The organism is Psychrobacter sp. D2, from assembly GCF_013608135.1.
Classification (GTDB): Bacteria; Pseudomonadota; Gammaproteobacteria; order Pseudomonadales; family Moraxellaceae; genus Psychrobacter; species Psychrobacter cryohalolentis.
The window spans coordinates 615,299-627,596 of sequence record NZ_JACDXZ010000001.1 but is presented as its reverse complement, the minus strand read 5'-3'; the positions used below and the strand labels follow the sequence as shown (position 1 = coordinate 627,596).

8 protein-coding genes and 4 tRNA genes are annotated in these 12,298 nt (G+C 41.6%); 3 read left to right on the top strand and 9 right to left on the bottom strand.

Features of this window, described 5'->3' with window-relative positions; genetic code table 11:
* The 9 genes from tuf to H0262_RS02655 form a co-directional block, all read right to left on the bottom strand.
* Positions 1-1,130: elongation factor Tu (tuf, locus tag H0262_RS02695; RefSeq protein ID WP_181209594.1), on the bottom strand; the 1,130-nt coding region annotated here is incomplete at its 3' end.
* Positions 1,131-1,613: 483 nt separating this feature from the next.
* Positions 1,614-1,688: transfer RNA gene (locus H0262_RS02690), tRNA-Thr, on the bottom strand.
* Between the two features lie 117 nt (positions 1,689-1,805).
* A tRNA-Gly gene (locus tag H0262_RS02685) sits at positions 1,806-1,879 on the bottom strand.
* 85 nt (positions 1,880-1,964) lie between these two features.
* A tRNA-Tyr gene (locus tag H0262_RS02680) sits at positions 1,965-2,048 on the bottom strand.
* A 67-nt stretch (positions 2,049-2,115) separates the two neighbouring features.
* Positions 2,116-2,191, bottom strand: a tRNA-Thr gene (locus H0262_RS02675).
* A 491-nt stretch (positions 2,192-2,682) separates the two neighbouring features.
* On the bottom strand, positions 2,683-3,816 hold the full coding sequence (locus H0262_RS02670) for an FHA domain-containing protein (protein ID WP_181209593.1): 1,134 nt from the start codon (positions 3,814-3,816) through the stop codon (positions 2,683-2,685).
* An 83-nt stretch (positions 3,817-3,899) separates the two neighbouring features.
* Positions 3,900-4,754, bottom strand: coding sequence for an RsiV family protein (locus H0262_RS02665; protein ID WP_181209592.1), 855 nt, complete (start codon positions 4,752-4,754; stop codon positions 3,900-3,902).
* Positions 4,755-4,943: 189 nt separating this feature from the next.
* The gene (locus tag H0262_RS02660) at positions 4,944-6,539 is read right to left on the bottom strand and encodes a peptide chain release factor 3 (protein ID WP_181209591.1); all 1,596 of its coding nucleotides are present in this window, start codon (positions 6,537-6,539) and stop codon (positions 4,944-4,946) included.
* 157 nt (positions 6,540-6,696) lie between these two features.
* Positions 6,697-7,614 carry a hypothetical protein gene (locus H0262_RS02655; RefSeq protein ID WP_181209590.1) on the bottom strand — a complete coding sequence of 306 codons (918 nt, stop codon included), beginning with the start codon at positions 7,612-7,614 and terminating at the stop codon, positions 6,697-6,699.
* Positions 7,615-7,899: 285 nt separating this feature from the next.
* Here H0262_RS02655 and H0262_RS02650 point away from each other — a divergent pair, with 285 nt between their 5' ends.
* The 3 genes from H0262_RS02650 (at position 7,900) to H0262_RS02640 (ending at position 12,243) form a co-directional block, all read left to right on the top strand.
* The gene (locus H0262_RS02650; RefSeq protein WP_011512788.1) at positions 7,900-8,313 is read left to right on the top strand and encodes an Ohr family peroxiredoxin; all 414 of its coding nucleotides are present in this window, start codon (positions 7,900-7,902) and stop codon (positions 8,311-8,313) included.
* Between the two features lie 240 nt (positions 8,314-8,553).
* Positions 8,554-11,520: a DNA polymerase I gene (gene polA / locus H0262_RS02645; protein ID WP_181209589.1), complete on the top strand. Its 2,967-nt coding sequence runs from the start codon at positions 8,554-8,556 to the stop codon at positions 11,518-11,520.
* A 192-nt stretch (positions 11,521-11,712) separates the two neighbouring features.
* Positions 11,713-12,243 (top strand): hypothetical protein, encoded by a 531-nt coding sequence (locus tag H0262_RS02640; protein ID WP_181209588.1) that lies wholly within the window; start codon positions 11,713-11,715, stop codon positions 12,241-12,243.
* The last annotated feature ends 55 nt before the right edge of the window (positions 12,244-12,298 follow it).

Here is a 12,298-nt window from a genome sequence, read left to right as displayed (position 1 = left end):
AAGCGAAGACCTTTGTCCATAGCGATTGGGTGGATAAGCTCTACGCCCATCTCAACGTTATCACCAGGCATAACCATTTCAGTACCGTCTTGTAATTGGATTGCGCCAGTTACGTCAGTGGTACGGAAGTAGAACTGTGGACGATAGCCGTTTAGGAATGGTGTGTGACGACCACCCTCTTCTTTGCTCAACACATATACTTCAGCGTCAAACTTGGTATGAGGAGTGATTGAACCTGGCTTAGCAAGTACTTGGCCACGTTGTACGTCTTCACGCTTAGTACCACGTAGTAGTACGCCACAGTTTTCGCCTGCACGACCTTCGTCAAGCAGTTTACGGAACATCTCTACACCCGTACAGGTGGTTTTTTGAGTGTCACGGATACCGACGATTTCGATTTCGTCGCCAACGCGTACGATACCAGATTCAACACGGCCAGTTACAACAGTACCACGACCTGAGATTGAGAATACGTCTTCGATTGGCATTAGGAATGCTTTGTCGATGTCACGCTCTGGCTCTGGGATGTAGGTGTCAAGAACGTTTAATAGTTCTACAACGGCTGGTTGACCATATTTTTCTTGTGAGCCTTTTAGGGCTTCAGTTGCAGAACCATGGATGATTGGGGTGTCATCACCTGGGAAGTCATAGTCGCTTAATAATTCACGAACTTCCATTTCTACGAGTTCAAGCAATTCTTCGTCATCAACAACGTCACATTTGTTCATGAATACAACGATGTACGGTACGCCAACCTGACGTGAAAGCAGGATATGCTCACGGGTTTGTGGCATAGGGCCGTCAGTTGCTGATACAACTAGGATTGCGCCATCCATCTGAGCCGCACCAGTGATCATGTTTTTAACATAATCGGCGTGACCTGGGCAATCAACGTGAGCGTAATGACGTGATGGGGTGTCATATTCTACGTGTGAGGTGTTGATGGTGATGCCACGTGCTTTTTCTTCTGGTGCTGAGTCAATAGACGCGTAGTCTTTGGCTTCGCCACCTGAAGTGATTGCAGCTACGGTTGCGATTGCAGCGGTAAGGGTGGTTTTACCGTGGTCAACGTGTCCGATGGTGCCGACGTTAACATGTGGTTTTAGACGTTCAAACTTGGCCTTTGCCATGGGTATTTCCTCTTTTTTTGGTGAATATTTATCAATCAAAGATCGGTAAATAACTGTTTGACGGCTTATGATGTATGACCATCAAACCGTTGACACTGTGTTTTTTCTATTAAACCAATATTTATTAAAATACTAGCTATAACGCTATACTATCTTTGTATTCGATATTTTAGCTGTTAAGCGTATAAATAGAGGCATTATACGTGCTTTTCAATCTGTTGAACATGACAAGTTAATATACAGTACTGCTATTGCACTACTTTATCTAACTCTTATTCATTTAATTCTTTATACAGCTCATTTATTAGATAAAGATAACACCTACTAATAAACTGACAGCGCAAAAAGGCAACACCTCAGTGTCACCTTTGAATTATTCTCTGCCACACTGTATGTATAATTTTCGATATTTTATAATTTTGATACCAATACTGAGCTATGGACAAACATTAGCAAAGCGAATATAAATAATGGAACAATAAATGGAGCTCATATTGAGAATTGAACTCAAGACCTCTCCCTTACCAAGGGAGTGCTCTACCGCTGAGCTATATGAGCGTGCTTCTAACAACTACAGTAGCCAACCACTAAGTTGCACTAAAAAAAATATCACGATACAGCAATAATAACTGACTGTCGTGATGAGTATCGATGATTTGTGCAATGGTACATATATGGAGCGGGTGGCGGGAATCGAACCCGCGTCATTAGCTTGGAAGGCTAAGGTGTTACCATTATACCACACCCGCATTTACTCTTATCTGGGTTGACTCTGATAAAGAATCATGGATTGATATAGAGTATGCTTGGCGCTAAGACGAACTTAGAAAAATATGGTGGTGGGAGAAGGATTCGAACCTTCGAAGCTTTCGCGACAGATTTACAGTCTGTTGGGTTTGACCGCTCCCCAATCCCACCTTAGGTTGCTTTAAACAAAAATGGCTTTAGTTTAAGACATATTCATAAAAAGCTACTTTGAGAGAGATGGTGCCGACTGCCGGGATCGAACTGGCGACCTACTGATTACAAGTCAGTTGCTCTACCAACTGAGCTAAGTCGGCTTGTTCTCTCAAAGTGGTGGCTATTCTATCAAATATTTTGAGATGCGCAAGCCCTTTTTTAGTATTTTTGACTTTATTTTAATAAAAAATCTCAAGCAGCTGATTATAAAAGGGTTTTTATTTTGTGAAAATAGCTACTTTTACTGCTCTTATTCCAACGGTCTATCTTTTAGCCAAAAAACCTAGTCACTTAACTTCTTTGGATTGGTTATTCATTGCTAGAAACCTTCAATAATTGTGTAAACCTGCCAAGCGCTAATACTTATCAGCGACAGAATTTTTAAAAGATACCGTTAAAACTTGTGATTCCTACGATGCTAAGATAAAACTTGTTCGCTATAAAATTACTATTTAAAGCGATGCAAAATTTATCCTAACATAGTACTAATCTCTTAAAGCAAAAATATCTTAAAGCAAATCAACTACAACTTTTACCAGTTGGCCAATTTATTATTTAAATAAACAAAGATAGCTCTCTTGTTAAAAATTGGCTATACCATGCCTGTATTAAACAACCATAGGGCCAAGCCAATAATAATAATCGCGACAAACACCCATATAAACCAACTACCACTCGGTTTCTTTTCAACTGCTCCAGTAGTAGCAGGGTTATTCAGTGCTTGATCCATCGCATTATTGCCTGTAGTACCCAAATCGCGAGATTGACCTAGATTGGCTGTGCCCGAAAACTGTGAAGTGGCTGCCTGTTTAGCACGCAGTACATCTGGATCTGCTTCTTCTTGCAAGGCCGTCTTGGTGGTTTTGTCATGCTCTGGTTCAATAGCTGCTTCAATGACTGGCGCCTCACTTACAGGAGACGTTTCTGAAAGGGTTTCGGATACAGCGTCTTTATGTAGCAAAGACTCATCAGCTAAGACGGGCTGCTCTACAAGTGATTCTTGATGAGCAGAAGGCGTTGATGTAGTTTCGGTTGAGATAGAATCTATTACTTCGTCCTCAGCAGCCACACTAGGGACACTTGAGGTTTCAGTAGGACTATATTCTACTTCGCTCAATACAGGTTCAGCTTTATCTGCGGCGGCTAAGATATCAGTGATGCCTGTTTCTTTGATCACTGGCTCATCTGTTTGAGCAGCGCTAACAATCGGTTCTGCTTGCACAGCAGCAATAGGCATTGCTTCTAAAGAATTTTCGACAGGTAATATCTCTTCGATTATCGTTTCTTTGACGACTGGCTCTGCTTCAACGATAGGTGCTATCTCAGTATCAGGACTCAACATTAACGTTGGTTTATCAATCTCTACTTGTTCATGAATAACAGTAGCAGCCACTGGCTTACTTACCTGAAAAATAAAGCTTGCAAACCCAAGCGTATCCTCTGCTGCTAACTGCTTCGATTCATTGGCAGCAATACGCTCATCATTAATAAAAGTGCCATTTGACGACTCTAGATCTTTTACGTATAGCTGACCGTTTAAGACACTCAGTTGTGCATGATTGCGTGAAATTTGCTTGCTACCTAGTACCAGATCATTATCATTACCACGGCCCACAGAGAGGCTTTCAGTGACTGTTAATGTCAGATCACCAAGTGCCTCTGTCAAGGCATTCAACTGCCATGTATTGGTCGTTGTGGCATTCATACTATCAATATCGTTTGTCATGCGATGACTCCTTATTTATTATTAAATATCTCATGATGGTCATTAGCTGATCCATCCTATTGTATCTGACGTTTATAGCTATATTATTTAGGGATAAAGCGCGGTTGTATGATACCGCTAAGCTTACTATAAGGAATGCTAAGCACTGGCATACCATAGGCATAGGGAGCGATAGCATAATGCTGATAACGAATATCAATCCCTTTATCCGTCAATGTGACGTTATCACTTAAGGTAAATGGCCAATTTTTTTCGTAGTTTTTCACATCTTTATCGACCGTTTTCACCCAGTCTTTATAAGCATTATAGGCAAGCGCCTTAAACTGTGGCTTTTTACCGCTTTGCAGCATATCCACCAGTTTTGTTTGCTTTTTCGTCTTTTGATCAAACACTAGATATTCGCTATATGGCATTCCATGTGCGCCGCCAGTAAAGACATATGAGCTTATCTCGAACGTCTCAAAATCATTAATATGACCCACATATTCAGGTGTCACCGTTAGGCTGTAAGCAAACGCACTGTCACTCGGTAGCTCATTCAATTGCGAGGCAGCAAAACCATCAAGCGCGTTTTTGACAGCAGCTGGAGTGGCTTTGGTAGTGATAGGCGCAGATTCAGAGGGTTTACTATTTACAACCAGCGTATTGATACGCTGATTGGTGATATCGTTTATCCATTTGTGATTGGTTTTAAGATATTTAACTTCAATCTCCGGACAGTTATCACGCGCCGTGCAGGTTTCTTGTAGTTTTTTGGGTAACTGATAATCGAGATACTCTGTGCTACTAAAAAGGCTACCGGCATATGCTGAGAAGCTTAACGCGCCAAACAGCAACCCACTACTTACTATTGACAATAAACGCAGCCTACCTGCATCCGTAGAAGATTGCTGGACTGATTGTGACTCAATAATAGGACGTTGATTAGCAGTTTTCATATAGCCTCTTTAATATATCTATAAGATTTACTGATATTCTACCGTAACCTTTGTCCTATATTGTAGGAACACTGTTCGTGTTTTTTCTAGATTCATAGGGATTAGAATCAATAATACGCTGTTTGATAAGCTAATAAAAAAGACACGATAACGTGTCTTTTAAGATTAAGCAAAGTGGAATAATGGATTTTAGTGCTCACGCGTATTGCTAAACGTCACTTCTGGATAGCGATCTTGCATCAGCTGCAAGTTCACCCGTGATGGCGCAAGATAAGTCAGATGACCACCGCCATCTAGCGATAGTTGGTCATGGGCTTTGCGCTTAAACTTGGCTAACGCCACTTCGTCATCGCAATGTATCCAGCGAACGGTCGCAATCGATACTGGCTCAAAGATACACTGTACTTTGTACTCTTCTTTGAGACGATGGGCGACCACTTCGAACTGTAGTACACCGACCGCGCCCAAGATTAAATCATTATTAATCTGCGGCATAAAGACCTGTGTTGCACCCTCTTCACTCAACTGCTGTAGACCTTTTTGCAGGGCTTTTGATTTGAGCGGATCTTTTAGAATGACACGGCGGAACAGCTCAGGAGCAAAATGTGGGATACCAGTAAAATTCAGCTCTTCGCCTTCAGTGAAGCTATCACCAATAGAAATCGTACCGTGATTATGCAAACCAATAATATCACCCGGATAGGCTTCTTCTAGTGCTTCTCGATCACCTGCCAAAAAGGTCAGTGCATCGGCAATACGTACATCCTTACCCAAACGCACATGCTTCAATTTCATGCCTTTTTCATACTTGCCTGAGCAGACACGTAAAAATGCAATGCGATCACGATGACGCGGATCCATGTTTGCCTGAATCTTAAAGACAAAACCACTAAACGCTGTCTCAGTCGCAGCTACTTCACGTTCATTGGTCGGATGCGCTTTTGGTGGCGGCGCATATTTGATTAAAGTATCAAGTACCATATTGACGCCAAAGTTACCTAGCGCTGTACCGAACAATACGGGTGTCATCTCACCGGCTAAAAACTCTTCAACATCGAAGTCTTCTAGCGCCATTTGTACCAATTCTAATGACTCTTCAAACGAGGCGAACATTAAAGCGCCTAAGCGCTCACGGATATCAGGATAATCATAGCCTTCGCGCGTCTCAGCGACCGTCATATCACCGCCATGACCTTTCTCATAAAAATAGGTTTTGTTTTCGGTTAAATGATAGACACCAACGAAATCCTGTCCCATACCGATAGGCCAAGTGACGGGAATACATTTAATCTTTAATACCGCTTCGATTTCACTCAATAGCTCAAGCGGCTCACGAATCTGGCGGTCAAGTTTATTGACGAATGAGATGATGGGCGTATCACGCATTCGGCAAACCTCCATCAATTTGATGGTACGTTCTTCGACACCTTTTGCGCCATCGACCATCATCAGCGCACTGTCTACAGCGGTCAGAGTACGATAGGTATCTTCACTAAAGTCAGCGTGACCCGGTGTATCTAGCAGGTTGACCATATGTTCTTTATAAGGGAACTGCATGACCGAGGTGGTAATAGAAATACCACGCTCCTGCTCCATACTCATCCAATCAGATGTCGCATGGCGGTCGGTTTTACGACCTTTGACCTCGCCCACTACTTGAATCGCTTTACCCCATAGCAGCAGCTTTTCGGTCATCGTAGTCTTACCAGCATCAGGATGCGAGATGATGGCAAAAGTGCGGCGCTTGGCCACTTCTTTATTTAATTTCTTTGGATCTACGCTCATAATTATTGGCTTCAACGTTGTGTCATTTAGAAATCAATCTAAATAAATAGTGTAAACAATGGGCATATTGTAGCGGATTTAGCGTCAAGGTGCAGAATTAGCGTATAAAAAAACACTCTCTATCAAGCAAATAGAGAGTGTTTATGACTTTTTGAGCTTAATAATATTTTGTGATTTGCGTGGCTAAAAAGTCGGCGGCAACATCGTTATATAACTTGCAATCAACTACACCATTACGCTCATCCGAATTCGCTTCAGTTTTGCCACTAGCAACATAATCAGTCTCATATATACGATTACTACTATTATTGTAGGAATATACAACAGCACTATAAATATATTCTGGATCGTCGTTTGTGGCAAAAAACTTAATCTGTGACGCTGTTTGACGATTACTTATTCCGACTCCAAAGCCTTCTTTGGTTTGCGATGGACGATTGTCGTTAAAGCGATTTTTCGCGACATTAAGCCAGTCATTAAGTGTTCGATAATTGGTTTCGTTTTTGGCGTTAAATGCTAAAAACTCACGCTCACTGGTGATTGATGGGATATAACAAATAGAACCCTCTGGAAAGGCAGCATTAACATTGTTAGCTGATATTTTTGAGTAAGTGTTTAAGGCAGTACGGATACCAGAGCTGTTTTTTGTATTGCTTCCAGCTTTATAGCTATCAGCTTTGCGTCCTGATAAATCAACTTTATTATAAGTAATTCTATAATCTATAACAGTATTGCTATTTTTAAGATAAATAGGGCGTTTGACCGTAAGATTATTTACCTCAATATATCTATTTTCTAGCGTTCCCTCAAAACTGTTTAGCAAAACAGTTTTATCTAGCGTATTAATTCCTTGGCTATTATAGTTGCCTATAATATTGATAACTTCACTATTGTGCTCTCCTGTACGGTATTTTTCGTTGATACGGGCAATATTGTTAGCGTTACCTTCAAAGCTGCTTACTATCAACTCATTACTACCGCCTGAACCAAAAATAGCATCTTCACCCTCGCCGCAGCCCGCAAGGCTAAATGTCATTAAACATAATGCAATAGGTGTCATTACTAATTTATTCATCTTAAAACGTCCTCTTTAAATATTGGTACTAATAATTATGATTGTTATAAATCCGATTTATACGCTTAGTTTACCCTACTGTAACGATGAGTTATAGCAAACTTAGGTTTTGTTTCACAAACTTAAAAGGTAAACTTACAAATTCATATCATACTTTTACTGCCCCTATATAAAGCTTGCCTTGTCCTCTGGTATGCTAGATGGGCTATTTTATAACTAGCTATAACAAGACTCAAAAATACTATCTAGAAATGATGGAAAACAATTTATATAAAAGGATACATTATGGAAACCCTATATTCGACTAAAGCATCTGTCACTGGTGGCCGTGCAGGTAAAGCTAGCGTACAAGACAGCGATTTAACCATCAATATGGTTGCACCTGGTTCTGGTAAAGACGGTAATAACCCAGAGCAACTGTTCGCTATGGGCTATGCGGCTTGTTTTGATGGTGCACTTGGTGCCGTTAAAGGGGCAGAAAAAGCAAAGTTTGATTCTACTACTGAAGTATCAGTAGATTTAAAGAAAGGTGAAGGTCTAGACTTTAAATTGGCTGTTAAAATTCACGTTATCGGTGAAAATACAGAGCTATCAGCGGATGAGTTTCAGCAATTGGTTGAGAAAGCCAATAAGGTCTGCCCATATTCTAAAGCGACCCATGGTAATGTCGATAGCGAAGTAACCTCAGAAGTAAAATAAATTTCTAGTAACTACAATAGTTACAATGATAAAAAGAACTCAGTTGATTTGGGTTCTTTTTTTTATGAATTATCATTTTAGGTCGTACACATCGTAACTGTTTATGCATTCTATTCATTCATCATCTATTCGGCACGCAGCGCTTTTATCGTTATAATGAGGGTATCTTTTCACCCCATACTTACTGCAAAATATTTACTGACCAATACTTGCGACCCAAAACCTGATAAGTGACTTTCTATGACTGCCAACGATCACAACTCCCACTCGCCTATTAATCCCAATACGCTACCGAATTTTGCAACGATGCCCAATGTGGCGACAATGGACACCACGCATGTGGACAAAAACCAGCCACCTTTTATTTTGGTCGATGGCTCTTATTATCTGTTTCGTACCTATCATGCGCTGCCAAAAACCATGCAGAATTCGCAAGGGTTAGTCACCAATGCAATACGTGGCACGCTCAATGCACTTTTAAAGCTGATGCGCCGTTATCATCCAACCCATATGGCCGTTTGTTTTGACACCAAGTCACCGACCTTTCGTCATGCTATGTCAGAAGAGTACAAAGCCAATCGTCCAAAAATGGATATTGAGCTTGCCGAGCAGATTCCTTATATTCATCGTTTGGTCACCGCGCTTGGGATTCCACTGTTACGTATCGAAGGCGCAGAAGCGGACGATATTATCGGTACGCTCGCCTATCGTGCAGTTGCCGAAGGGCATCACGTGGTTATCTCAACTGGCGATAAAGACATGATGCAGCTGATTAATGACTGCGTAATACTAGAAGATAGCTTCACAGGCAAGATGACTGATAGCGCTGGCGTGGTTGAAAAATTCGGTATCAATCCTGAGCAAATGATTGATTTTTTAACCTTAATGGGCGATTCCTCTGACGGTATAAAAGGCGTGCCCGGTATTGGTAAAAAGACCGCCAAAGACTTGTTAAATGAATATGGCACTATCGACAATATGCTCAAAAACGTCGCTAACATCAAAGGACGTGCTGGCAAAAACTTGCTCGAATATGCCGATGATATTCCGATGAACGCGCAGCTGGCAACCATTGTTACTGATTTAGAAGTGGGGCAAGACTGGCAAGATTTAAAAATAAACACTGATCCTTGCGCCCACATCGATGAGCTACGTGAGCTATATAGTGAGCTCGAATTTAGAAATGAGTTAGCGTCACTTGATCACCCTAATCATCCAGCCAACGCTAATGGGCATGGCACGCAAAGTGTTGCTCATAGTCAGGCTGATGCTGAGTCACAAGCGCAAATCGCTAAATCCCTACAATCAAGCACCATCGGTGATATTACCGATAGCAAAATTCATGATAGAGCATGGCATACTATTTTAGACGAGTCTGCCTTTGACAACTTAGTTCAATTGTTAGCATCTGCGCCGCATTTCGTTATCGATACCGAAACCACGAGTGTCTATTGGCGTCAGGCTGAATTGGTTGGCTTATCTTTTGCTGTGCAAGCACACGAAGCTTATTATATTCCGCTGACTCATGCGCTAGAAGGCGATGAATTAACAGCAAAACAGCTCGACCGCGATACCGTTTTGGCGCGTTTAAAGCCTATTTTAGAAAACCCAAACATCGGTAAAATCGGTCAACATTTAAAGTATGATGCCCATATTCTTAGCCTTTATGATATAAACCTCTTAGGTAATATTCATGACAAGCCCAACAATTGGGCGATGGATACCATGCTTGCCAGCTATGTGATTAATGCTGCCATTACCCGTCATGGCATGGATGATTTAGCACGGCATTACCTGCAAACGCAGACCATTAGCTTTGAGGATGTCGCTGGTAAAGGCGCTAAGCAAGTGAGTTTCGATCAAGTAGCGATTGATATTGCTAGCGACTATGCTTGTGAAGATGCTGACATTACTTATCAATTATTTGAGCTGTTTAGTCAAAAGCTTGCTGATGATACCAATAACGCTAAGCTGCTACACGAGCTAGAAATCCCAACAGCGGAAATACTGTGCCAAATGGAAGCAAACGGTATCTTAATTAGGCGTCCGTTTTTAAACGAGCTATCTAAACGCTTTGATGAAGAAATCATTGCCCTAGAAAAACGTGCGTACGAAGTCGCCGGTGAAGAGTTTAATCTTGGCTCTCCTAAGCAGCTTGGCGAGATGTTATTCGATAAACTTGGCGTCGTGGGTGGCAAAAAAACAAAAACTGGTCAATATTCTACCGGTGAAGCCGTCTTATCAAAAATCGACCATCCTTTGGTCGATATCACCCTAGAGTATCGCGGACTCTCTAAACTTAAGAGCACCTATACCGATGCGCTTGATAATGTAGCAGATGCCAAGACTGACCGTGTGCATACCAGCTATCATCAAGCATTGACCAGTACTGGGCGCTTATCTTCAACTGATCCCAATTTACAAAATATTCCTATTCGTACCGCTACTGGTCGCTTGATTCGTCAAGCATTTATTGCGCCAGAAGGTCGAGTCATATTAGCGGCGGATTATTCGCAAATTGAGCTGCGTTTGATGGCGCATTTCTCAGGTGATAAAAATCTAACTCATGCCTTTAATGAAGGGCTAGATATTCATGCCGCTACTGCCGCCGAAGTACTAGGAAAAGAGGTCGCAGAGGTTACAGCAACCGAGCGCCGTAATGCCAAAGCCATTAACTTTGGTCTGCTATATGGCATGAGCGCTTTCGGACTAGCCAAACAGTTACAGATGAGCCGTAGTGAGGCGCAAGACTACATTGACATGTATTTTGAGCGCTATCCTGGCGTCAAAGACTATATGATCAATACTCGTGCCAGCGCTTATGAGCATGGCTATATCGAGACGATATTGGGTCGTAAGCTTTATACCCCTGATATCAATCACAGCAATCGCATGGTCAAACAAGGCGCTGAACGGGCAGCGATTAACGCACCATTACAAGGTTCTGCAGCTGACTTGATTAAGCTTGCTATGATTGCCGTCGACAAAGTACTACCTAAAGAGCAGGCAAAAATGCTACTGCAAGTTCATGATGAGCTGGTGTTCGAAGTCGATGCTGACAAGGTCGATGAGATAAGCCAATTGATTACTAATGCTATGCAAGATGTCTTAACAGCAACAGCAGTTGGAAAAGGCTGGAACGTCAACTTTGCAGTGCCGCTATTGGTTGAGACGGATAGTGGTCAGAATTGGGATGAGGCGCATTGATTCTTAAGGAGATTTTAAGTAGGTTTAATGCTATTTAAGATACTTGACACTCGCAGCGTAAACTAAAAAAAACAGTCGCGTATCATCATTGTCGGTATAATAAACCTATCTTATTTTTTCCCAAATTATTTTTTAGTCTAAAGTGAGCCTTAGCGCTCACTTTTTTTATTCTAAAAATCAGGAGCGCTTATTTTGGCTGCAGATGGCATTATCGAAATCCCCGGCATTATCTTACTGATAGCCTGTATATTACGTTGCGTGAAATATGTAGTGCAGAGTGAAAGTAAGCAAAGTCTTTATTTTTGGCTGGCATCAGTATTGACGTTTTTTGCGGTGATCCGTCGCGAGTTAAACTATTTACCCGAGTTGTTTATTGCTAGCGATTTTTCACTGTTAAATCAGTCCTATGACTGGTGGGAAGATGCTGTACTTCTTATAGTTTATCTGCTTATCGTGGGTTTATTAGCGTATACCTGGCGTTATCTCTGGGCAGTATTAAAATCGGTGCCGGTTTATTTATATCTTATGATAGTGGGGTTGGCATTATTAGAATATATGGGCGAAAACGCGATTATGATTCCTCAAGGTTTGGGAGAGATCGTTGAAGAAATGGCAGAAACTGGCGTTTACGCGATTGCATTGACCTATATATGGCGTTTTGAACCGCTTATGTTTGAAAGACGCTTGCCACCTAATAAGCGCTATTCATCATGCCAAGCGTAGCAATCACTGGTCATGATAGCATTTGTCTTAGCGCTAACTTTTAATAGAGAGTTTG